This is a genomic window from Pantoea sp. X-Soil-TKNS-1207 (assembly GCF_059730485.1).
Genome location: NZ_AP035958.1, coordinates 2,890,559 through 2,913,463, shown reverse-complemented (window position 1 = coordinate 2,913,463; position 22,905 = coordinate 2,890,559). Strand labels below are relative to the sequence as shown.

The following is a 22,905-nucleotide window of genomic DNA, read 5'->3' as shown; positions in this document are numbered from 1 at the left end:
GCCTCATTTTTACCCGACGTAGCGTTTACACATGCATAACGACTCAAATACAACACAACAACCTGCGTTACGACGCGAGTTAAAGGCGCGTCACCTGACGATGATCGCCATCGGCGGATCGATCGGGACCGGCCTTTTTGTCGCTTCTGGTGCCACCATCTCTCAGGCAGGCCCTGGCGGCGCGCTGCTCTCCTATGCGCTGATCGGTCTGATGGTGTACTTCCTGATGACCAGCCTCGGTGAACTGGCGGCGTTTATGCCGGTATCCGGCTCCTTCGCCACCTACGGCGCTAAATATGTTGAGGAAGGCTTCGGCTTCGCCCTCGGCTGGAACTACTGGTACAACTGGGCGGTGACCATCGCTGTCGATCTCGTCGCCTCGCAGCTGGTGATGAGTTACTGGTTCCCGGACGCGCCAGGCTGGATCTGGAGCGCATTGTTCCTGTGCCTGATGTTCCTGCTGAACTACATCTCGGTTAAAGGCTTCGGCGAAGCGGAATACTGGTTCTCGCTGATCAAAGTCGCCACCGTGATCATCTTTATCATCGTTGGCGTGCTGATGATTGTGGGCATTATGCGCGGTGCAGACCACGCGGGCTGGCATAACTGGACGGTGGGCGATGCGCCCTTTGCCGGGGGCTTTGCCGCCATGATAGGCGTGGCGATGATTGTCGGCTTCTCGTTCCAGGGCACCGAGCTGATCGGCATCGCAGCCGGTGAATCGGAAGATCCGGCGAAGAACATTCCGCGCGCGGTGCGCCAGGTGTTCTGGCGTATCCTGCTGTTCTATATCTTCGCCATCCTGATTATCAGCCTGATTTTGCCGTATACCGATCCGAAGCTGCTGCACAACGATATTAAAGATATCAGCGTCAGCCCGTTCACCCTGGTGTTCCAGAATGCCGGTCTGCTGTCGGCGGCGGCGGTAATGAACGCGGTGATCCTGACGGCGGTGCTGTCAGCCGGTAACTCCGGCATGTACGCCTCCACCCGTATGCTGTTTAATCTGGCGCAGGAAGGCAAAGCCCCGCGTATTTTTGCCAAACTGTCGGCGGGCGGCGTACCGCGTAACGCGCTGATCGCCACCACCGTGGTGGCCGGGCTGTGCTTCCTGACCTCGAAATTTGGCAACCAGGATGTCTATCTGTGGCTGCTGAATACCTCAGGGATGACCGGCTTTATCGCCTGGCTCGGCATTGCCATCAGCCATTACCGCTTCCGTCGCGGCTATGTGGCGCAGGGCCGCGATCTGGCGGATTTACCGTATCGCTCAGGTTTCTTCCCGGTCGGACCGATCTTTGCCTTTGTGCTGTGTCTGATCATCACCCTTGGCCAGAATTATCAGGCGTTCCTTCAGGATCGCATCGACTGGTACGGCGTTGCGGCTACCTACATCGGTATCCCGCTGTTCCTGGTGATTTGGTGGGGTTACAAGCTGGCACGCGGCACACGCTTCGTGAAATACAGCGAAATGGAATTCCCGACGTTTAAAGAGTAATAGCCACAGCAGGAAACGGGCAGCCATGCCCGTTTTCTCCCTTTTTCCTCCCCGCTGCACGTCCCTCAACGGCTACTACGCCCGCTCTGATTCTCATGAATTCATTGATTTATCAGTGAAATATTTACTTTCTGCTATTCCTGGCATGTTTTTGTTGCGGTCATTATTTGCGCACATTTTTCCGTATCAACGCGGGCATAGGGAAATTTCACATGAGTGTTGAAAAAATAAGTGGCCATCATTCAGCTAACCCGTTGCCAGTGGAACGCGCGAAAAGTTTGCTGATCCGCGCACTCCGGCGGGCTGACAATGTCGGCGCCATCATCGTGCTGGGTTCCAGCCAGCTCTCCGCCAAACTGGGCGAGGGGAGCGCGCAGACGCTTAACACCGCCATTACCTGCCTGCGCGCCTGCGTTCCTCCGCTGCCCGCTTTTCGCGAAAAAGTGCGTCACTGGGCTGACTGGCTGGTCGGTGTCCCGACCGCAGACGACATTGCGGATTATCTGGTTATCCCTGTCGCGCTCAACTGTCTTAACAACGATCAGGCGCAGGGGCTGCTGGGAAAATTGCTTAAGCCGGTCAGCGCGCCGGGCGATAAATTTAACGTCCGTCTGGCAGAATTTTTCGCCCGCTATAGTGCTACCTGCGGCGCCATTGCGCGGACGAGCGCTAAGGATCTGCCGCTACACCTTGAGGTTGATGAAGAAGTGCTATCCAGCCTGCTGGCGATGATCCGTCCCGCGGCCATTGCCGCGAATCCTGATGAAAACGCCTTTCGCGCCGCCTGCCGGGCCTGGCTGCTCGACCTGGTGCCAGGTACCGCTGGCCTGACGCATTTGCTGTCTGCCACGCTGGCGCAGCAGGTTTCCAGCCACACCAATCTGCTGGCGCCGCTCTTTGCCGGAAAAACACCGGAGCAGTGCCTGGCGGTTCGAGCCGCTGATCCTGCGCCGCTTCCGCCCGCGGAACCGGCAGAGCGGCAGGGAAGTGACATGCCTGAGGCCGCCGCTGCGCCCCCCCAATTTATGCCATCCGCGACGAAAGAGGTGGGTTTCCCGGACCCGGAGTTTTATGTGCATGGCTACACCGGGCTAAAAGGGGCGGTACTGAATGCCCCCACCACTGGCGGGGGAGGGAATGCGGTGGCGAAGGCGGTGGTGGTCGCGGCTGGCAGCAGTAGGTCATTTATCCGATCGGCGACGCACAACGATATCCCACAGTGTGTGCCCCAGGCGCAGCCACAGAACGGAACGGCCGCCGAAAGCTATCCCGGCGGCGGTTCAGCCAGCACCCATTTTGGCGTGGATGCGCAGGGCAACCACTATTTTGAGACTCAGGTGACGGCAGATCGTGAGCCACTGCTGTTTATCGGGGTGGATTCCGCAGTGCCGGGCGGGATGAAGATCATCAATAATCTGCTGGAGCCTGGCGATCGCATGGCGGTGCTGCCATCCACCGCCCGCCAGGATACGCAGGCCATGATGCGATCGGCATCGCCTGCGGACCCACTCCCGGCGGATGCCATCCCGCTGGGGAAAATAGCCGCTGATCATCGCCTGCCTGCGCCAGAAACCCCCCTGTCATGGCTGGTGTCGAAAGTGATGGCGGCGGATAAAATCCTGTCAGATACACTACTCCGCTACCTCACGCGCGGCGTCGCGGCAGAAACCACCCTGAGCGATGTCCCCGACGCTGACCAGATCATAAAAGAAATGGAGGCCGCCTGGCGGGCGCAGGGCTATACCGATGAGACGGAAAGCACCACCGCCGCGCTGGCGCAACCTGAGATTCTTTTTGATCCTTTTACCTTTACCCAGCACCCCAACGGCTCCATCGCCTTTGATCATCACGGCGAGCTGAATCTTGATGATTATGCCCTGCGGGCGATCCCGTTAAACGGCACGCAGAGCACGCCGCTGCGGGCAGATCAACGCAGCGCCTGTTACAACATCAAAACCCCCGGCGCGGCGGGCAGTAAGGTTTACAACGTTACCCGACAACCGTTCCGGGTCGGCAAAACGCTACCTTTCGCGATGACCGGGCCGGGCGTAGACCCGGTGGAGCTGGTCAGGGTCCCGGTGGCGCCGGGAAAGCCCGCCAGGTTCAGCGTCGCCCCACAAGACCCGCAGCTGCTGCAATTTCTCGCGCAATTTTATGTTGCCCGCGGGCCGATGAAGGGGTCGATCACGTTAGGCGGCGACGGGCTGATCCGCGGGCAGGGAAACAACATGTGGTGTCAGATCAATGGCAAACCCTTCCCGGTCAGGGAGGGGGAAAAGGGGCAATATTTTATTCCAGTCCCGTCCATCGATTATCTGGTTCGCGGAGATAGCGACCCGGCTGCGGCAAGAAGGCGCTTTGATGAACTCAATCTCCAGCCGATTGAGGTGGCAAACACCCCCACGGGCTGGACGATGAAACCCACCGATGCTAACCGTGCCTCCTTTATGGCGTTTGTGGTGCCGACCGGGCTATTCGGCATCACCACCGCCAGCGGCATCCCTTCCGCCCACGGTTTTCGCTATGGCAACGTCATTATCCCATATGAAGAAAATGTCCCTACCATCGCCGGTTACGTCACGCTGCCAGCGATGACGGATGCGACGGGAGTCCGCCCGCCGGTTCCGGTTGACTGGCATCTTTCCGCGGGTTTTGGCGGCGAAACCGGTTTCTACGCCGTGCACGCCTCTGAGCAGGATGTGAATGCCATCCGGTCGCCGTTGACGCTCGATAACAGGTCGCGCAGGCAAAAGGCGGCGATGGTCTTCAAATTTTTAGGCCTGGCGCTGAGCAGCCCTTTACGTAGCGTCTATGAACTTTATCGGGACGCGATGGGCGATGTGACCTCGCGCAGGAAAGTGTTGCAGGCCATCGATAACAACGGCTGGCAGGAAGATAATGAGGTCAGCACCGCAGTCACTTCATTGTTGGATTTTGCCTGGAATTCCGGTTTCTCTTCTAATGTTGGCTATTACCTGACCACCACCCTGATGCAGGGGATTCTGACTGGAATAGCCAAAATTTTGAATGATGAGCCGATTTCGCGGGAAGAAGCCGCCCCCTTGATGGCCACCGTGGTTATCATGCGGGCAAATATGAAAATCCCTACCGTGAGTGGCAGGGGTATTTATAACGGAATGAAAAGAAAAGATATTCTTCCTGGGTTGCAGCTGCTTGAAAAGGCTTTCATTGAAGAGAAGCTGGAACAGACACCTGACCCCGTTTATCGCAACCTGTACCGGCATAAACTCACGGGAACGGCGTGGTTGCACAATGCCGAGGCGGTGGCGGGTCAGCCCGATTATCCGGTGCAGCTGACGCGTCGCGGGGATTTATATGCATGGAAGATGCCTGGAGAAATCACGGACGCTAAGCCGGAATTCTATCTCAGCGTCAGCGGCGAACTGCGTCTGATGAGCAAAGAGGAAGCTGACCTGAGCGCCTTCCTGCAACCGCAGGCGGGTGAAGAGGCGCCTTCGAATCTGTATCAGGACCCGCGCACCGGCTGGCAATATGTGCGCCTGACCGATGAAGCGGGTATCCGCACAGGCCACAAGGCGGTGGCGCGCAATGGCGAATATTATGAAGTGCCGGGTTCTGATGAGGTGTTTACAACAGAAAACGGCCAGCTGCGAATGCTGACCCCCGCTGAGTACCTGACGCGCGAGAGCAAGCTGCCCCGAGCCGAACAGCTGAACGGGCATTATCAGAAGGTCTATGTGATTGAACGTGATCGTACACGGACGGTGGCGTACGAGCGGGTCGTCAGCAGTGACAGCGCAGGCGCGCAGAACGGCAGAAATACCTATCGCTATATTGGCAATGGCGGTTTCAAAGCGACCGGGAAAGTGATTGATGCCAATGGTGAGTTGATTTCACTGCCGGGTGGGGCGGACGATCCGGTACGACGGCTGCAATGGCAAAATATAAAACAAAAGCTACAACAGTTTGCGACAGAAAAAGCAGGCAAAAAACGGCGATTCGATATCAATGGATTTATTGACCGCCACTCTGAATTAGAATTACAGCGCTTTATTGATGCGGAAACTGGCGAGCTGACGCTTGAGGGGCATCAGGTTAATGAGCAGGAATTTAATGAGATCAACAATGCAGATGATGTTGACGTCCATAATTATCTGCAACACAAGTCAGATAAAGCCATTGATTACTCGGATGTGACATTCTGGGCGTATACCCACCGTTTCCATATCAGGGATTTTGTGCAGAAAGTGGAGCAATACAATCCCAGCCTGAAAATTAAGCGCGTAAGTCCGGCAACCATCAGAGCGGCAGAGCATCCTGAAGTCGGCGCCAGCCCGAATATTGATATTGATCGGGTCAATCTTTTACCCAACGTGAAATTACAACGTCTGGATAGCCGTCCGCCGGTTTTTCCCAAATTGAATAATTATGGCCCGATTATCTGGGCGGACGGTGAACCCAATGTCAGTAAGACATTAGAATCCGAAGGCATAATCGAAGGAAACAACGGTAAGACGGTTGCTGAGCAGATAAATGAAGTTGAGATTGGCATCACCCATAAAATGGAAGAATCAATCATCAGGGAGTCCGAGACGCGAAAACTTATTGAGAGAAAACAACCGCTGAGAATCAGAAAAGAAATCGTGGCGCGTATGACAAAGACGGTCAGAGAGATGCTGGCAAATGAGCAATTAGTCGGCGAGCGTATCGAAAGACTGCTGACATTAGACTACAACGCGCAGTCAGGCTGGGGGGTATATGCGAAAGTCGATATTAAAGCCAATGAAGTTATCGGTTTTTATCGCGGCGAGAAACTGACGGATATGCAGCTCTATCAGCAGGGCGTCGCAAAAGGTGGCACTCTGGAAGATCATATCAGAGTGCAATCTTATCTGTTTGACACCAATGATGATTATAATCTTAGCCCGGTCGATGGCGGGAACTGGTTATGTCTGGTTAATTCCTCTGACCTACCGGTGGGTGTCCAGCTGGAAGAAAATGTGGTTTCCAGCGTGGCGCATAAGAATTTAATTATTTACGTCTCGGTTAAAGATATTCCCCAGGGAACGCAGCTTGCTTTGCCATATGGTGCCGAATATGACTTTAAAGATGTGGCATGGTGGCGGGAAAATATGCAACGTAAGATCGAGGGTAAGCCCCCGCTGAAAAGACCGAAAAGTTCTATACCGGTTAAAAAAGCCAAACCAAACAAAAAGCCGAGATGGCAAAAGTGAGAAGGGTGACTTTGCCGTCAATGGTTGCATCGTTTTTGCCACTTTGTTACAGCGCGAGAATTGATAATTATTATCATCTGCTCTATTGTGGCAGCCGTTATGATTGCGACTAGAAACAGGTAAATCAATGCGTATCACGGAAGCCGCGCTGGTGGCGGAAAACGGCAACGATATCGATACCATGACGCGCTATCGCCAGGTGCTGCGTCAGCGTATGTTGCTGATTGGCGTGCTGGTGCTGGCGATACTGGCATCGGTAATTCTCGATTTCACGCTCGGCCCGGCCGGGCTATCTCTGCATACCCTGTGGCAGACCCTGATGCAGCCCGACAGCGTTGATGCGGGCACGCGGGTGATCGTCTGGGATATCCGCCTGCCGTATGCGCTGATGGCGGTGGTGGTGGGCTTCTCGCTCGGTCTGGCCGGTGCGGAGATGCAAACCATCCTCAACAACCCGCTGGCCAGCCCTTTCACCCTTGGCGTCTCTTCTGCGGCGGCCTTTGGCGCCGCGCTGGCGATCATTCTGGGAATCGGTATTCCCGGCGTGCCGGATCAGTGGTTTATCTCGGCTAACGCCTTTATCTTCGCGCTGTTTGCGGCGCTGATGCTGGATGGCATCACGCGCTGGACGCGCGTCTCCACCTCGGGCGTGGTGTTGTTTGGTATCGCGCTGGTGTTCACCTTTAATGCGCTGGTATCGATGATGCAGTTTATCGCCAGCGAAGATACCTTGCAGGGGCTGGTGTTCTGGACCATGGGCAGCCTGGCGCGTGCCTCGTGGGAAAAGCTCGGCGTGCTGACCGCCGCGTTCGCCATTCTGCTGCCGTTCTCGATGCTGAGCAGCTGGAAGCTGACGGCGCTGCGTCTGGGCGAAGATCGTGCCATCAGTTTTGGTATCGACGTACGCCGTTTGCGCCTCGCCACGCTGCTGCGCATCAGTATTCTCTCGGCGCTGGCGGTGGCCTTTGTCGGGCCGATTGGATTTATCGGCCTGGTCGCACCGCATATCTCCCGCATGATCTTTGGTGAAGATCATCGCTACTACCTGCCAGCCAGTGCGCTGACCGGCGCGCTGGTGCTGTCGCTGGCGTCAGTGGCATCGAAAAACCTGATCCCCGGCGTGATTATTCCGGTCGGGATCGTCACCTCGCTGGTGGGGGTGCCGTTCTTCCTCAGTATTATTCTGCGTCACCGGGGGAATGTGTGATGGATCAGGGATTACATCTCAGCCACTTTTACGCGGGCTACCCAAAGCGCAAAGTTATTGAAGATCTTAACGTGCCGCAGTTGCCGCGCGGCAAGATCACCGTGCTGCTCGGACCGAACGGCTGCGGTAAATCGACGCTGCTGCGCGCGCTGGCCGGGCTGAGCAAAGGGCAGGGCGAGCTGTGGCTGAACGGCGAGGAGCTGATGAGCCAGCCGTTTGCCCGCCGTGCGCAGCGCGTGGTGTATCTGCCGCAAACCCTGCCTGCCGGGGTGCATCTGCATGTGCTGGAGTCGATCATCGTGGCGCAGCGCGCCTCGGGCGGCTTGCACAGCGCGGCCAGCGAGACCGAGATCATGCATCTGCTGGAGCAGCTCGGCATTGCCCATCTGGCGATGCGTTATCTTGATCAGCTTTCCGGCGGACAAAAACAGTTGGTGGGGCTGGCGCAGTCGTTGATCCGTCGCCCGGAACTGCTGCTGCTGGATGAACCGCTGAGCGCGCTGGATCTTAACTACCAGTTCCATGTGATGGATCTGGTGCGGCGCGAAACTCAGCTGCGCAATATCGTGACCGTGGTGGTGGTGCATGATATCAACATCGCGCTGCGTCATGCTGACCATGCGTTGATGCTGAAGAACGGTACGCTGCTGGCCGACGGAGAGCCGGTACAGGTGATTACCCCGGAGACGCTGGCGCAGGTTTACGGTGTGCGTGGTCGTATCGAATGTTGTTCGCGCGGTATGCCGCAGGTGATGATTGATGGGCTGGTAGCCGAATCAATTGTTTAACCGTGGAATGACCTGGTCGGCATAAATGCCGACCCTACGGATGTAGGGTGCGCATTAAAGCGCACCAGGTCATTAGGACATCAATAAATGCCGAGCCAGCAGGCGTAGGGTGCGCATTGATGCGCACCAGGTCCTTTAATCAAACCAGCAAATGCTTCGCGTGAAAACGCAGATGGTCTTCAACAAAGCTGGCGATAAAGAAGTAGCTGTGGTCGTAGCCCGGCTGAATACGTAGCTCCAGCGGAAAACCTTGTTCACGCGCCACTTCTTCCAGCCGTTCCGGGCGTAGCTGGTCGGCGAGGAACTGATCGCTGTCGCCCTGATCGATCAGGATCGGCAGGCGATGTTCCACCTCACGCATCAGCAGGCAGCTATCCCAGGCCTGCCAGGCGGCACGATCGTCACCCAGATAGGCGCTGAACGCCTTCTGTCCCCACGGCACTTCCGTCGGATTGACGATAGGCGCAAAGGCCGACGCCGAAGCAAATCGACCGCCGAGGCGCAGTGCCAGCAGCAACGCGCCGTGGCCGCCCATCGAATGCCCCATCACCGACTGACGATCGCTCAGCTTAAAGTTATCGGCAACCAGCGCCGGTAGCTCCTCGCTGAGGTAATCGAACATGCGATAATGCGCCGCCCAGGGTTGCTGGGTGGCGTTGAGATAGAATCCCGCTCCCTGACCCAGATCGTAGCCGCTGTCGTTCGCCACGCCCGCACCGCGCGGACTGGTATCCGGCATAATCAGCACCAGACCCAGCTCCGCCGCCACGCGCTGTGCGCCCGCTTTGGTGGTGAAGTTCTCGTCGCTACAGGTCAGCCCGGCAAGGAACCACACCACCGGCGGCGGCGTGTCATCCTGTGGCGGTGGCAGAAAAATGCTGAAGGTCATCGGGCAGTTCAGCACCGCCGAATCATGGCGCCAGCGCTGCTGCCAGCCGCCAAAGATGCGATGTTCTTCCAGCAATTCCAGAGTGGATGCCATAACGCCTCCTGCTTATTTGTTGAAATGCACCACGGAACGGATGGATTTCCCTTCATGCATCAACTCAAAGGCGTCGTTGATCTCTTCCAGCGGCATGGTATGGGTGATGAAGTCATTAAGGGCAAATTTACCGTCGAGGTAATCCTGCACGATGCCCGGCAGCTGTGAACGGCCTTTTACGCCGCCAAACGCGGAACCACGCCACACGCGACCGGTCACCAGCTGGAACGGACGGGTAGAAATCTCTTCCCCGGCACCCGCAACGCCGATAATCACCGACTCGCCCCAGCCTTTGTGGCAGCACTCCAGCGCGGAACGCATCACATTGACGTTGCCGATACATTCGAAGGAATAATCCACGCCGCCGTCAGTCAGCTCGACGATGACTTCCTGGATTGGCTTCTCATAATCTTTCGGGTTAATCAGATCGGTGGCACCCAGCTTGCGGGCCAGATCGAATTTGCTGGTGTTGATGTCGATACCGATAATGCGACCGGCCTTCGCCATTTTCGCACCGATAATCGCGGACAGGCCAATGCCGCCGAGACCAAAGATCGCGACGGTATCGCCTTCTTTCACTTTGGCGGTGTTCATGACCGCGCCCATACCGGTGGTGACGCCGCAACCCAGCAGGCAGACTTCTTCCAGCGGCGCTTCTTTACTGATCTTCGCCAGTGAAATTTCCGGGACTACGGTGTACTCCGAGAATGTGGAGGTGCCCATATAGTGGAAAATCGGCTGGCCGTCTTTAAAGAAGCGCGTGGTGCCATCCGGCATCAGCCCTTTGCCCTGCGTGGCGCGGATCGCCTGGCACAGGTTGGTTTTGCCTGACAGACAGAATTTACATTTGCCACATTCCGGGGTGTACAACGGAATCACATGGTCGCCGACCGCGACGCTGGTCACGCCTTCGCCGACCGCTTCCACCACGCCGCCGCCTTCATGACCAAGAATCGCCGGGAACACGCCTTCCGGATCTTTACCCGACAGGGTGTAAGCATCGGTATGGCATACGCCGGTCGCCACGATGCGCACCAGCACTTCGCCCTTTTGCGGTGGCATCAGATCCACTTCTTCGATTTTCAGTGGTTCGCCAGCTGCCCAGGCAACGGCGGCACGGGTTTTGATCATGTTCATGCAATTCCTCTTCCTGTAGAGATACGGACCGGGTGGCCCGATGGTCGTGATAACGGGTAAAATTACTCGGCAGCATGTAATGGATGCATCAACTCATCATTGAGCGGCCGGTCGTCAAATTGTTCAATAATCAAATACTTCAACGCTTCCACGTTGGGGGTGAACGCATCGCGTCGCCACATCAGCCAGGTCGCGGTGTCGCGATACGCGGGTGGCAACGCGTGTTCCTGCACCCGTGCGCGCCCCGGCATCTGGCTCAGCACCGACTCAGGGATCATCGCCACGCCGGCGCCGCCAGCCACACAGGCCATCATCGCGTGATAGGACTGAATCTCCATCACGCTATCCGGCGCGGTGTGGCTGTCGCGATACCAGGATTCAAGTTTGACGCGATAGGAGCAACTGTTGCGAAACGCAAACAGGGTATCGCCCTGGGCATCGCGCGCGTTGTTAATCGGTTTGTGATCGAGGCTGGTGATCAGCACCATCTGTTCGCGAAAGGCGATACAGCCGTTTAAATCATCATGGGATACCGGTCCATCGACCAGCGCCGCCGCCAGCGTGCCTTCGCGTACTTTATCGATCACTTCACCCGATGTGCCGGTGATCAGCGACAGCGCAACCGCAGGAAAACGCTGATGATAAGCCGCCAGCAGGCCGGGCAGACGCGTCGCTGCGGTGCTTTCCATCGAACCCAGCGCAAAATTGCCCCCAGGTTCACCGGCGCGTGCCATACTCAGCGCTTCATCGCTCAGGGCCAGAATACGCTGGGCGTAATTGAGGAAGTTATGCCCCATCGGCGACAGGCGTATGCGCTGCTTCTCGCGGATAAACAGATCCACACCCAACTCTTCTTCCAGCTGACGCAGGCGAGTGGTGAGGTTCGAGGGCACCCGGTGCAGTTGTTCCGCCGCGCGAACCAGCGAGCCGGTTTCGGCCACAGAACAGAACATTCGTAACTGGACTAAATCCATATTCTCTTCTCGTAAACAACTTGGTTAATATTATTCACTTTTCGTGAGTTTAAACTTCACGCATGATTGAGGCAAGTGATAAAACAATCTCAGGGGTTGGTTATGGCGTTTCGTGTCGCGCTCAGCGCGTTCTTAAGTTTAGTGGTTGCTATGGGGATTGGGCGATTTGCTTTCACGCCGCAGGTGCCGTTGATGATTCAGGATCATCAGCTGACGTTAACCAGCGCCAGTCTGGTGGCGGCGCTTAACTACCTCGGCTATCTGTGCGGCTCCTTTGATGCGATGCGCGCGCGTAAGCATGTAGAGTGGCGCCTGCAACTGGGCGTGTGGGGCGCAGTGCTGCTGACGCTGCTCTCCGCCTGTATCAGCGGTCCGTGGTTACATGGCCTGGTTCGCTTCCTGATTGGCTGCGCCAGCGGCTGGGCGATGGTGCTGATTGCCGCGTGGAGTAATGAGCAGCTGCTGCATCATGGGCGTCCGGGCTTGTCGGCGGCGGTGTTTGCCGGGCCGGGCACCGGAATTTTCCTCAGCGGGATGCTGGCGGTGCTGCTGCACACCACCGGGGCCAGCGCAGCGCTGGCGTGGGGCGCTTATGGTCTGCTGGCGCTGCTGCTGATTGTGGCGATTGCCCGCTTTCTGCCGCGAACCGGGCAGCTGCATCGGCCCGATCAGGCTCCCGCTCCGCTGGTGCTGGATGGCAACCTGAAACGGCTGGTGCTGAGCTATAGCCTCGCCGGATTCGGTTATATCCTGCCCGCCACCTTCCTGTCGCAAATGGCGGCAGCGCGCTTCCCGGCCAGCGCCTTTGCGCAGTTTGTCTGGCCGGTATTTGGCGGCGCGGCGGTGATAGGTATCGTGCTGGGCATTCTTACCCGTCGCTGGGGCAGCAGCCATTTCCGTCTGGCGCTGGTGCTGTGGGCGCAGGCGCTGGGGGTGATTGCCGCCATCGTGATGCCAGGATTGAATGGCCTGATGATTGGCGCCGCGCTGATCGGCGGCGGCTTTCTGTGCGTGGTGCAGCTGGCGTTGCAGTATGGCCGTGAACTGGCGCCGCAGCACACGCGCTATCTGGCCGGGCTGCTGACCACCGGCTATGCCGTCGGCCAGTTGGGCGGGCCGCTGCTGTCGTGGATCTCCTCGCTGCTGTGGCACCAGCTGGAACCCGCGCTATGGGTGGCCGGAGCCGGTTTACTGCTGGCCGGTGCGCTGGTGATGCGCCGCGCGGCACCATGAAAAGCTTTCATCTCCAATCAGATTGATTGCTGGATTAAGGGCGCGGAGTGTTTCACAATACGCGCTCAGAATTTCCCCCGCAGGCGATGACCTGCGGGCGCATCACCTGCCGGAGAAGAGTACGATGAGCACCTTAAGTCAGGAAGCCGCCCTGGTTCATGAAGCGCTGATGGCGCGTGGCCTGGAAACGCCGTTACGCGCCCCGGTGCGCGACATGGACGATGAAACCCGCAAACGCCAGATCGCCAGCCACATGACCGAAATCATGCAGCTGCTGAATCTCGACCTGGAAGATGACAGCCTGATGGAAACGCCTCATCGCATCGCCAAGATGTATGTAGATGAAATTTTCTCAGGCCTCGACTACGCCAATTTCCCGAAAATCACCGTTATCGAAAACAAGATGAAGGTGGATGAGATGGTCACGGTGCGTGATATCACGCTGACCAGCACCTGCGAACATCACTTTGTCATTATCGATGGTAAAGCCACCGTGGCTTACATTCCGAAAGATAAAGTGATTGGCCTGTCGAAAATCAACCGTATCGTGCAGTTCTTTGCCCAGCGTCCGCAGGTGCAGGAGCGTCTGACCCAGCAGGTGCTGGTGGCGCTGCAAACCCTGCTCGGCACCAACAATGTGGCGGTGTCGATTGATGCGGTGCATTACTGTGTGAAAGCGCGTGGCGTGAAAGATGCGACCAGCGCCACCACGACAACCTCGCTCGGTGGTCTGTTCAAATCCAGCCAGAATACCCGCCAGGAGTTCCTGCGCGCGGTGCGTCACAGCTAAGTCATTTTGGGCGGCACTGCCGCCCGTATTCATTTTTCCTCAGGACACCCGATGCAACGCTATCTCGCGCTGGATTTCATTCGTGGTTGCGCCATTCTCGGCATTCTGCTGTTAAACATTGTCGGTTTTGCTTTGCCGTCGGCGGCTTACCTCAATCCAGCCTGGCAGGGCGACGCCTCAACTTCCGATGCCTGGACGTGGGCGATCATGGACGGGCTGGCTCAGCTCAAATTCCTCACCCTGTTTGCCCTGCTGTTTGGTGCCGGGTTGCATATGCAGATCCCCCGTGGCGGGCGCTGGATCCAGGCGCGCTTATCGCTGCTGGTGCTGCTCGGTTTCATCCATGCGGTGTTTTTCTGGGAAGGGGATATCCTGCTGGATTACGGTCTGATCGGACTGATTGTCTGGCGTATGCTGCGCGAAGTGCCGTCAGACCGCGCCCTGTTGCACACCGGCGTGCTGCTGTATCTGGTGGGATGTGGCGTACTGCTGGTGTTTGGCAGCATCTCCACGCCTGAGCCGAGCCGCTCCTGGCTGCCGGGCGCAGCAGATGTGCAATATGAACGCTACTGGAAACTGCTCGGTGGCTGGGAGACGGTGCAAAATCGCCTCGATCATCTCTCTTCCAGCCTGATGGCGCTGGCCTCGCAGTATGGCTGGCAGCTGGCAGGTCTGATGCTGATTGGCGCGGCGCTGATACGCAGTGGCTGGCTGACCGGGCAGTTCAGCGTGCAGCACTATCGACGGGCGGCGGCGCTGCTGCTGACCCTCGGCTGGCTGATCGCCATTCCCGGTATTGTCGCGCAGTGGCTGGTGGGCTGGGAGTTTCGCTGGAGCGGATTTTACCTGCAACTGCCGCGCGACATTGCCAGCCCGTTTATCAGCCTCGGCTATGCCGCACTCTGCCTCGGCTTCTGGCCGCAAATCGCCCGCACGCGCATCAGCTTTGCCATTCAATGCGTCGGCCGCATGGCGTTGAGCAACTACCTGTTACAGACGCTGATTTGCACCACGCTATTCTATCGTTTCGATCTGTTTATGAAGTTTGATCGCCTGCATCTGCTGGCTTTCGTTCCCGCTATCTGGCTGGTTAATATCCTGTTTTCCGTACTCTGGCTGCGGGTATTTCCGCAGGGACCGCTGGAGTGGCTCTGGCGTAAACTGACGGCGCTTGCCGCCGGAAAATCCCGCAATTCCACCGCATCAAGATAATGACGGCCATCACAAAGGTTGCATAATTGTATGTAACCGTTTTCATCCGTGTGACGTAATTCACGCTGCATCCCCCGAGGCCCTGACAGAATAGCGCCGTTACGCGCTTCAGGCGCATTTTCTCCTCTGTGGAACAGCTGCATGATAACGATTCGTGATGTCGCCCGTCAGGCCGGCGTGTCGGTGGCCACCGTCTCGCGTGTGCTCAATAACAGCAGTGCCGTTACACCGGATACCCGCGAAGCCGTGCTCCAGGCGGTGGAAACCCTGGGCTACCGGCCCAATGCCAACGCGCAGGCGCTGGCGACACAGGTGAGCGATACCATCGGCGTGGTGGTCATGGATGTCTCCGACCCCTTTTTTGGTGCGCTGGTAAAATCGGTGGATACCGTCGCCCAGCGTATGCATAAACATGTACTGATCAGCAATTCCTGGCATCAGGAAGAGAAAGAACGTCATGCGATTGAGGTGTTAATCCGCCAGCGCTGCAACGCGCTGGTGGTGCACGCGAAAACGCTTTCAGACGCGGAACTGGCGCAATTTCTTGAACAGGTTCCCGGCATGGTGCTGATAAACAGGACAATTTCCGGTTACGAGCATCGCTGCGTCTGTCTTGATAATGTGACAGGCGCGCTGGTGGCAACGCGTATGCTGTTACAGCAGGGCCATCAACGCATTGGTTTTCTCAGCTCCAGCCATCCGATTGAAGATGTGGCGCAGCGGCGCGAAGGCTGGTTGCAGGCGCTGGCAGAGCAGGGGATTCGCCCGCCAGAGAGCTGGGTTGCCCAGGCGGAGCCTGATATGCAGGGCGGGGAAGCGGCGATGGTGGAGCTGCTGGGACGTAACCAGCATTTGACCGCGGTCTTCTCCTACAACGACGGCATGGCGGCCGGTGCGTTGACCGCATTGAAAGACAATGGCATTCAGGTGCCGCAACACTTTTCCGTCATCGGCTTTGATGACATTCCCATCTCACGTTATACCGACCCGCAATTAACCACCGTGCGTTATCCCATTGTTTCTATGGCTAAACTGGCAACTGAGCTGGCGCTGAAAGGGGCGGCCGGTGAGCTGGATCTGCATGCCACGCATTGCTTTATGCCGACGCTGGTACGCCGCCATTCGGTGGCCCAGCGGCAAAATGTGGAGTCTGTCACTAATTCAGGCGATGGTGCTGTGTAACCGTTTTCAATCTGTGATTGTATTCACAGTTAATTAACATGACGGTCACTATGATGGCAGCGTCTTACCGGACTGAAACATTATGTAACGCCGGGTTTTCCTTCCCTGGTTTGGTTTCAGCAGCCGATTGAAATGGTTCACAACATTCTTCAGGAAGCGGTTACGCACAGGGAAGTCAGGATAGCGGTGGTGGTTCGGCTTTGCGAAATGCGTCCGCCCCATCAGAGAGTTTCAACCGACTGCGTTGTCTGCCGCAGAGCAGCACGGCGCGATGAAATACCCTGCATAAAAAAACCGGAGATACCATGAATAAGAAGGTTTTCACGCTCACAGCACTGGTTGCCAGCATGATGTTTGGTGCGACGGCTCACGCCGCCGATACCCGCATTGGCGTCACCATTTACAAATATGACGACAACTTTATGTCCATGGTGCGTAAGGACATTGAGAGCGAAGGTAAGAAAGTGGGTGGCGTGCAGCTGCTGATGAATGACTCGCAGAACGACCAGTCCAAGCAGAACGATCAGATTGACGTGCTGATGGCCAAAGGCGTGAAAGCGCTGGCGATCAACCTGGTAGACCCAGCTGCTGCGGCAGTGGTGATTGATAAAGCAAAAGCCAATGATGTGCCGGTGGTGTTCTTCAACAAAGAGCCGAACGCCAAAGTGCTGGCCAGCTATGACAAAGCCTACTACGTAGGGACCGACTCTAAAGAGTCCGGCGTTATCCAGGGCCAGCTGATTGAGAAGCACTGGAAAGCGACCCCGGCCTGGGATCTGAACAAAGATGGCGTTATTCAATACGTGCTGCTGAAAGGCGAGCCGGGTCACCCGGATGCTGAAGCCCGTACCAAGTACGTGATCGATACCCTGAACAAAGACGGTATCAAAACGCAGCAGTTAGCGATGGATACCGCGATGTGGGACACCGCTCAGGCAAAAGACAAGATGGATGCCTGGTTGTCCGGCCCGAACTCGAAGAAAATTGAAGTAGTGATTGCCAACAACGATGCGATGGCGATGGGTGCGGTTGAAGCGCTGAAAGCGCACAACATGAGTTCCATCCCGGTGTTCGGCGTTGACGCCCTGCCGGAAGCTCTGGCGCTGATCAAATCTGGCGCGCTGGCCGGTACTGTACTGAACGACGCAGAAAACCAGGCGAAAGCGACCCTGGATATGGCGAAAAACCTGGCTGACGGTAAACCCGCCACCGACGGTACCAGCTTCAAGATGGTTGATAAGATCGTCCGCGTTCCTTATGTACCGGTAGATAAAGATAATCTGTCTCAGTTCGTGAAGTAATCCGTCCCGGGCGCGGCCTGGTGCCGCGCCTGATTGCATCTGACCAACGCTTTTTTTAGCCAGGTAAATTATGGCCAGTGATAATCCGACCACACAGCGTGAATATCTGCTGGAGATGACGAATGTCTCGAAATCATTTCCAGGGGTTAAAGCCTTAGATAATGTGAATTTAAAAGTGCGGCCACACTCGGTTCACGCATTAATGGGTGAAAACGGCGCCGGTAAATCCACTTTATTAAAATGTCTGTTTGGGATTTATAAAAAGGATACGGGGAGCATCCTGTTTCAGGGTGAAGAAATTGATTACAAAAGCTCCAAAGAAGCGCTGGAAAATGGCGTATCGATGGTGCACCAGGAATTAAATCTGGTATTGCAACGCAGCGTGATGGATAACATGTGGCTTGGCCGTTATCCACGCAAAGGTGTCTTTGTCGATCAGGATAAAATGTATCGCGATACCAAAGCGATCTTTGAAGAACTGGATATTGATATTGATCCACGCGACAAAGTGGCCAATCTTTCTGTATCGCAAATGCAGATGATTGAAATTGCCAAGGCTTTCTCCTATGACGCCAAAATCGTTATTATGGATGAGCCAACTTCATCGCTGACGGAAAAAGAAGTTAATCATCTTTTTACCATTATCCGTAAGTTAAAAGATCGTGGCTGCGGCATTGTCTATATCTCGCATAAGATGGAAGAGATTTTCCAGCTGTGCGATGAAATCACCATTCTGCGTGACGGACAATGGATTGCCACCCAGCCGCTGGAAGGGCTGGATATGGATAAGATCATCGCCATGATGGTTGGCCGTTCGCTGAACCAGCGCTTCCCGGACAAAATTAACGTACCCGGCGAAGTGATTCTGGAAGTCCGTCATTTGACGTCACTGCGCCAGCCGTCGATTCGCGATATTTCATTCGATCTGCATAAAGGTGAAATTCTGGGTATTGCCGGGCTGGTGGGGGCCAAACGTACTGATATCGTGGAGACCCTGTTTGGTATTCGCGAAAAATCGGGCGGCACCATTAAGCTGCACGGCAAAACGATTAACAACCACAGCGCCAACGAAGCGATTAACCACGGCTTTGCCCTGGTAACGGAAGAACGTCGCTCCACTGGTATTTATGCTTACCTTGATATTGGATTTAACTCGCTTATTTCCAACATCAGAAAGTATAAAAACAATATGGGTTTGCTGGACAATAAACGCATGAAAAGCGATACCCAATGGGTGATTGATTCCATGCGGGTAAAAACGCCGGGACATCAAACCCAGATCGGATCGCTGTCTGGTGGTAACCAGCAAAAAGTGATTATTGGTCGCTGGTTATTAACTCAGCCGGAAATTCTGATGCTTGATGAACCCACGCGTGGTATTGACGTGGGCGCGAAGTTCGAAATTTACCAGCTGATCGCTGAGCTGGCGAAAAAAGAAAAGGGCATCATTATTATTTCTTCTGAAATGCCGGAACTGTTGGGCATTACCGATCGCATTCTGGTGATGAGTAATGGACAGGTAGCGGGCATTGTTGATACCAAAACGACCTCGCAGAATGAAATCCTGCGTTTAGCGTCATTACACCTTTAATGAAGCAAGGGCTTTAACATGAAAGCGACTACTAAAAAGAATGCGCTAACCTGGTTAAAAGAGGGCGGCATTTACGTTGTCCTGTTGGTACTGCTGGCTATTATTATTTTCCAGGATCCGACATTTTTAAGTTTAATGAACCTGAGTAATATTCTGACCCAATCGTCGGTGCGTATTATTATCGCGCTGGGCGTCGCCGGGCTGATCGTTACCCAGGGTACTGACCTGTCGGCGGGTCGTCAGGTTGGTCTGGCGGCGGTAGTGGCGGCAACCTTGTTGCAGGCCATGGACAACGCCAACAAGGTGTTCCCGCATCTGGAAACCGTGCCGATTCCGCTGGTGATCCTGACTGTGTGTGTGATTGGCGGCATCATCGGTCTGGTCAACGGCCTGATCATCGCTTATCTCAAAGTGACGCCTTTTATCACCACCCTGGGCACCATGATTATCGTTTACGGCATCAACTCGCTGTACTACGACTTTGTCGGTGCATCACCGATTGCCGGTTTTGATCCGGGCTTCTCGACCTTTGCGCAGGGCTTCTTCCGCTTTGGCGATTTCAAGCTGTCGTACATCACGTTCTACGCCATTATCGCGATCGCATTCGTGTGGGTCCTGTGGAACAAAACCCGTTTCGGTAAAAACATCTTCGCAATCGGCGGTAACCCGGAAGCGGCGAAGGTTTCAGGTGTCAACGTGCCGCTGAACCTGATTCTGGTTTATGCGCTGTCCGGCGTGTTCTATGCCTTCGGCGGGATGCTGGAAGCGGGCCGTATCGGCAGTGCCACCAACAACCTTGGCTTTATGTACGAGCTGGATGCGATTGCAGCCTGTGTGGTCGGCGGCGTCTCTTTCGCCGGTGGCGTGGGTACGGTAGCGGGTGTGGTAACCGGTGTAATCATCTTTACGGTGATCAACTACGGTCTGACCTATATCGGCGTCAACCCTTACTGGCAGTACATCATCAAGGGCGGCATCATCATCTTCGCCGTAGCGCTGGACTCACTGAAATACGCGCGTAAGAAATAATATTACTGAGTACGAACAAGGGCCGCTCTATAGCGGCCCTTTTCTTTTCACCTGTAGCGGCGTGATTTATCGCGCGCCTTTTGCTTTTATGCACCAGAAAGACATGCGCGATAAATTGCGCCGCTACGAATCCTCGTTATTTGTTTAGCTTTTGTTCCATTTCCAGCAGCTGCTCCGGCGTTACGGCTGGATAGCTCTGCGCATCTTCCGGCACTTCATGCACCGCAGGAATCGGCACCAGCGGGCCTAAAAAGCGCGGTTCGCGTTTCATCAGATAGAGATCCGCCAGCGCCCCTAAGCGAGCGCCCACCTCACGCAGACGCACCGTCAGCATATTTTTGGGTGACGGCACCGCATAGCACTGCGCCTGAATCCCCAGATGCTGAGCGATATACAGCGCGCGTTCGCAGTGGAAACGCTGGGTGATGATAATGAAATCATTGGTATCGAAGACTTTGCGGGTGCGCACAATCGAATCCAGCGTGCGGAAACCCGCATAATCCAGCACGATGTCCGCCGGATCGACGCCAGCTTTGATCAGATCGCGACGCATGGTCATCGGCTCGTTATAACTTTGCAGCGCATTATCGCCACTCAGCAGCAGATAGTTCACCTTGCCGCTGTTGTAGGCGTTAAGCGCGCCCTGAATACGGTACAGGTAATACTGATTGATCACGCCGGTACGATAATATTTGGCGGTGCCCAGCACCACGCCAACCTGGCGATGCGGCAGCGAGGCGACATCTTCGTAGATAAAGGGAGCGGTTTTCCAGCTTATCCAGCGGTCGAGGCCAAGTGCGGTCGCCACCACCAATAAGATGATGAAAAGCAGACCAAAGAAAACGCGTTTAATCATGCGCGCAGGCACTCGGTTGGCGGAAATCGGAATGGATCAAGGCTACTTGAGGTGCCTGCGGGAAGCAAGTTAACGCCGGTTGGCTGGCGTTTTTTTAAGCATTGCCGGGCCTGCAAAGACCCGGCAGGGAGGTGACATCAGATGGAGGTACGACGGTAATGACGATACTGCGGCAGCCAGAAGTTGTTATTCACGGCTTTCGACAGCACATCTTCCGAGGTCACTACGGCAACACCCGCCAGCTGCGCGGCTTTACCCACTTCCATGGCGATCACTTTGGACACGCCCTGAATGTCTTTAATCTCCGGCAGTACCGGGCCTTCGCCGTCATTCACTAGCGGTGAACAATCAGCCAGTGCGCGGCTGGCGGTCATCAGCATCGAATCGGTGACGCGGGTTGCACCTGCGGCGATAACCCCTAAACCAATACCTGGGAAGATATAAGAGTTGTTGCACTGGGCAATCGGGTAGGTTTTACCTTTCCAGTTCACCGGTGCAAACGGGCTGCCGGTGGCAACCAGCGCGGCGCCATCGGTCCAGGCGATGATATCCGCCGGCGTGGCTTCAACGCGTGAGGTTGGGTTCGACAGTGGCATCACAATCGGACGTTTGCAGTGCTTATGCATCTCACGGATGATCTCTTCGGTGAACAGGCCTGGCTGACCAGACACGCCGATCATGATATCCGGTTTCGCGTTGCGTACCACGTCGAGCAGGGAAATCGAATCGGAAGTGGTATCCCAGCTTTTCAGGTTGTCACTCTTCTGCACCAGACGGCTCTGGAAATCGAGCAGGTTCGGCAGTTTGTCGGTCAGCAGGCCAAAACGGTCCACCATCAGCACGCGGGCGCGCGCTTCGTCATCGCTAAGACCTTCCGATTTCATCTGCGCGATAATCTGTTCGGCGATACCACAACCGGCGGAGCCGGCACCGAGGAACACCACTTTTTGCTCACACAGGCGACTACCCGCAGCGCGGCTGGCGGCAATCAGCGTACCGACGGTCACCGCCGCGGTGCCCTGGATATCATCGTTAAAGCAGCAGATTTCATCGCGATAACGCTCCAGCAGCGGCATGGCGTTCTTCTGCGCAAAATCTTCAAACTGCAACAGCACGTTCGGCCAGCGGCGCTTAACGGCCTGGATAAATTCGTTAACGAAGGATTCGTACTCTTCACCGGAAATACGTGGGTGACGCCAGCCCATATACAGCGGATCGTTCAGCAACTGCTGATTGTTGGTGCCGACATCCAGCACCACCGGCAGGGTGTAGGCCGGGCTGATGCCGCCACAGGCGGTATACAGCGACAGTTTGCCGATCGGGATGCCCATACCGCCGATGCCGAGGTCGCCAAGGCCGAGAATACGTTCGCCATCGGTGACCACAATCACCTTCACATTCTGCTTGGTGGCGTTCTGCAACATGTCTTCGATGCGATCGCGGTTGTTATAGGAGATAAACACGCCGCGCGCACGACGATAAATTTCTGAGAAGTGTTCACAGGCCGCGCCGACGGTAGGGGTATAGATAATCGGCATCATCTCTTCCAGATGATTGTCGAGCAGGCGGTAGAACAGGGTTTCGTTGGTGTCCTGGATATTACGCAGATAGACGTGCTTGTCGTTATTGTTTTTGAAATCCTGGAACTGACGCCATGCGCGCTCGGCTTGTTCTTCAATGGACTCTACGGCTTCGGGTAGCAGGCCATTGAGATTGAATTCGTTACGTTCTTCGAGGGAGAAGGCGCTGCCTTTGTTCAACAGCGGAAATTCCAGCAGGATCGGACCCGCGTAAGGGATATACAGCGGACGTTTACTTTCGTACTCGAGTTCCATGCAGTGTTTGCTCCGGTTGCAGTGTTTTCTGGCGTGTCGCCGGGAAAGGTAACGCCAGCCTTTCTTATTGTGAA

The 22,905-nt window shown here is 55.9% G+C and carries 16 protein-coding genes; 11 read left to right on the top strand and 5 right to left on the bottom strand.

Features of this window, described 5'->3' with window-relative positions; all coding sequences use genetic code 11:
* The first annotated feature begins 31 nt into the window (after positions 1–31).
* From AC6I8V_RS13595 to AC6I8V_RS13580, 4 genes are all read left to right on the top strand, one after another.
* Positions 32–1,498 (top strand): amino acid permease, encoded by a 1,467-nt coding sequence (locus AC6I8V_RS13595; protein ID WP_497842780.1) that lies wholly within the window; start codon positions 32–34, stop codon positions 1,496–1,498.
* A 212-nt stretch (positions 1,499–1,710) separates the two neighbouring features.
* Positions 1,711–6,714, top strand: coding sequence for an SET domain-containing protein (locus tag AC6I8V_RS13590; protein WP_497842778.1), 5,004 nt, complete (start codon positions 1,711–1,713; stop codon positions 6,712–6,714).
* Positions 6,715–6,841: 127 nt separating this feature from the next.
* Positions 6,842–7,921 carry a FecCD family ABC transporter permease gene (locus tag AC6I8V_RS13585; protein ID WP_497842776.1) on the top strand — a complete coding sequence of 360 codons (1,080 nt, stop codon included), beginning with the start codon at positions 6,842–6,844 and terminating at the stop codon, positions 7,919–7,921.
* Positions 7,921–8,709: an ABC transporter ATP-binding protein gene (locus tag AC6I8V_RS13580; RefSeq protein WP_497842775.1), complete on the top strand. Its 789-nt coding sequence runs from the start codon at positions 7,921–7,923 to the stop codon at positions 8,707–8,709. Before AC6I8V_RS13585 ends, AC6I8V_RS13580 begins: the two co-directional genes overlap by 1 nt.
* Before the next feature lie 139 nt (positions 8,710–8,848).
* Here the strand turns inward: AC6I8V_RS13580 and fghA are convergent, their stop codons facing one another.
* The 3 genes from fghA to ptrR form a co-directional block, all read right to left on the bottom strand.
* Positions 8,849–9,691: an S-formylglutathione hydrolase gene (gene fghA / locus AC6I8V_RS13575; RefSeq protein WP_497842773.1), complete on the bottom strand. Its 843-nt coding sequence runs from the start codon at positions 9,689–9,691 to the stop codon at positions 8,849–8,851.
* Between the two features lie 12 nt (positions 9,692–9,703).
* A complete protein-coding gene (locus tag AC6I8V_RS13570) occupies positions 9,704–10,828 on the bottom strand; it encodes an S-(hydroxymethyl)glutathione dehydrogenase/class III alcohol dehydrogenase (RefSeq protein ID WP_497842772.1) in 1,125 nt (374 codons plus the stop codon).
* Between the two features lie 62 nt (positions 10,829–10,890).
* On the bottom strand, positions 10,891–11,802 hold the full coding sequence (ptrR, locus tag AC6I8V_RS13565; protein WP_497842771.1) for a putrescine utilization regulator PtrR: 912 nt from the start codon (positions 11,800–11,802) through the stop codon (positions 10,891–10,893).
* A 102-nt stretch (positions 11,803–11,904) separates the two neighbouring features.
* Between ptrR and AC6I8V_RS13560 the strand changes: the two genes are divergently transcribed.
* The 7 genes from AC6I8V_RS13560 (at position 11,905) to mglC (ending at position 20,140) form a co-directional block, all read left to right on the top strand.
* On the top strand, positions 11,905–13,035 hold the full coding sequence (locus tag AC6I8V_RS13560; RefSeq protein WP_497842770.1) for a YbfB/YjiJ family MFS transporter: 1,131 nt from the start codon (positions 11,905–11,907) through the stop codon (positions 13,033–13,035).
* Between the two features lie 124 nt (positions 13,036–13,159).
* Positions 13,160–13,825 (top strand): GTP cyclohydrolase I FolE, encoded by a 666-nt coding sequence (folE, locus tag AC6I8V_RS13555; protein WP_497842769.1) that lies wholly within the window; start codon positions 13,160–13,162, stop codon positions 13,823–13,825.
* Positions 13,826–13,876: 51 nt separating this feature from the next.
* On the top strand, positions 13,877–15,037 hold the full coding sequence (yeiB, locus tag AC6I8V_RS13550) for a DUF418 domain-containing protein YeiB (RefSeq protein WP_497842768.1): 1,161 nt from the start codon (positions 13,877–13,879) through the stop codon (positions 15,035–15,037).
* Positions 15,038–15,178: 141 nt separating this feature from the next.
* On the top strand, positions 15,179–16,219 hold the full coding sequence (gene galS, locus AC6I8V_RS13545; protein ID WP_497842766.1) for an HTH-type transcriptional regulator GalS: 1,041 nt from the start codon (positions 15,179–15,181) through the stop codon (positions 16,217–16,219).
* A 305-nt stretch (positions 16,220–16,524) separates the two neighbouring features.
* Positions 16,525–17,520 (top strand): galactose/glucose ABC transporter substrate-binding protein MglB, encoded by a 996-nt coding sequence (gene mglB / locus AC6I8V_RS13540; RefSeq protein ID WP_497842765.1) that lies wholly within the window; start codon positions 16,525–16,527, stop codon positions 17,518–17,520.
* A 70-nt stretch (positions 17,521–17,590) separates the two neighbouring features.
* The gene (gene mglA / locus AC6I8V_RS13535) at positions 17,591–19,111 is read left to right on the top strand and encodes a galactose/methyl galactoside ABC transporter ATP-binding protein MglA (protein ID WP_497842763.1); all 1,521 of its coding nucleotides are present in this window, start codon (positions 17,591–17,593) and stop codon (positions 19,109–19,111) included.
* An 18-nt stretch (positions 19,112–19,129) separates the two neighbouring features.
* Positions 19,130–20,140, top strand: a complete 1,011-nt coding sequence (mglC, locus tag AC6I8V_RS13530; protein WP_497842761.1) for a galactose/methyl galactoside ABC transporter permease MglC — start codon at positions 19,130–19,132, stop codon at positions 20,138–20,140.
* Between the two features lie 136 nt (positions 20,141–20,276).
* Here the strand turns inward: mglC and sanA are convergent, their stop codons facing one another.
* Positions 20,277–20,996: an outer membrane permeability protein SanA gene (gene sanA, locus AC6I8V_RS13525; protein ID WP_497842760.1), complete on the bottom strand. Its 720-nt coding sequence runs from the start codon at positions 20,994–20,996 to the stop codon at positions 20,277–20,279.
* A gap of 137 nt (positions 20,997–21,133) precedes the next feature.
* The gene (locus AC6I8V_RS13520; RefSeq protein WP_497842759.1) at positions 21,134–22,831 is read right to left on the bottom strand and encodes an NAD-dependent malic enzyme; all 1,698 of its coding nucleotides are present in this window, start codon (positions 22,829–22,831) and stop codon (positions 21,134–21,136) included.
* Positions 22,832–22,905: the final 74 nt, after the last annotated feature.

What these genes read in the sequence shown, in the direction of transcription:
- AC6I8V_RS13595 (WP_497842780.1), top strand. Translation starts at nt 32, where the DNA reads ATGCATAACGACTCAAATACAACACAACAACCTGCGTTACGACGCGAG.
- AC6I8V_RS13590 (WP_497842778.1), top strand. Translation starts at nt 1,711, where the DNA reads ATGAGTGTTGAAAAAATAAGTGGCCATCATTCAGCTAACCCGTTGCCA.
- AC6I8V_RS13585 (WP_497842776.1), top strand. Translation starts at nt 6,842, where the DNA reads ATGCGTATCACGGAAGCCGCGCTGGTGGCGGAAAACGGCAACGATATC.
- AC6I8V_RS13580 (WP_497842775.1), top strand. Translation starts at nt 7,921, where the DNA reads ATGGATCAGGGATTACATCTCAGCCACTTTTACGCGGGCTACCCAAAG.
- fghA (WP_497842773.1), bottom strand. Translation starts at nt 9,691, where the DNA reads ATGGCATCCACTCTGGAATTGCTGGAAGAACATCGCATCTTTGGCGGC.
- AC6I8V_RS13570 (WP_497842772.1), bottom strand. Translation starts at nt 10,828, where the DNA reads ATGAACATGATCAAAACCCGTGCCGCCGTTGCCTGGGCAGCTGGCGAA.
- ptrR (WP_497842771.1), bottom strand. Translation starts at nt 11,802, where the DNA reads ATGGATTTAGTCCAGTTACGAATGTTCTGTTCTGTGGCCGAAACCGGC.
- AC6I8V_RS13560 (WP_497842770.1), top strand. Translation starts at nt 11,905, where the DNA reads ATGGCGTTTCGTGTCGCGCTCAGCGCGTTCTTAAGTTTAGTGGTTGCT.
- folE (WP_497842769.1), top strand. Translation starts at nt 13,160, where the DNA reads ATGAGCACCTTAAGTCAGGAAGCCGCCCTGGTTCATGAAGCGCTGATG.
- yeiB (WP_497842768.1), top strand. Translation starts at nt 13,877, where the DNA reads ATGCAACGCTATCTCGCGCTGGATTTCATTCGTGGTTGCGCCATTCTC.
- galS (WP_497842766.1), top strand. Translation starts at nt 15,179, where the DNA reads ATGATAACGATTCGTGATGTCGCCCGTCAGGCCGGCGTGTCGGTGGCC.
- mglB (WP_497842765.1), top strand. Translation starts at nt 16,525, where the DNA reads ATGAATAAGAAGGTTTTCACGCTCACAGCACTGGTTGCCAGCATGATG.
- mglA (WP_497842763.1), top strand. Translation starts at nt 17,591, where the DNA reads ATGGCCAGTGATAATCCGACCACACAGCGTGAATATCTGCTGGAGATG.
- mglC (WP_497842761.1), top strand. Translation starts at nt 19,130, where the DNA reads ATGAAAGCGACTACTAAAAAGAATGCGCTAACCTGGTTAAAAGAGGGC.
- sanA (WP_497842760.1), bottom strand. Translation starts at nt 20,996, where the DNA reads ATGATTAAACGCGTTTTCTTTGGTCTGCTTTTCATCATCTTATTGGTG.
- AC6I8V_RS13520 (WP_497842759.1), bottom strand. Translation starts at nt 22,831, where the DNA reads ATGGAACTCGAGTACGAAAGTAAACGTCCGCTGTATATCCCTTACGCG.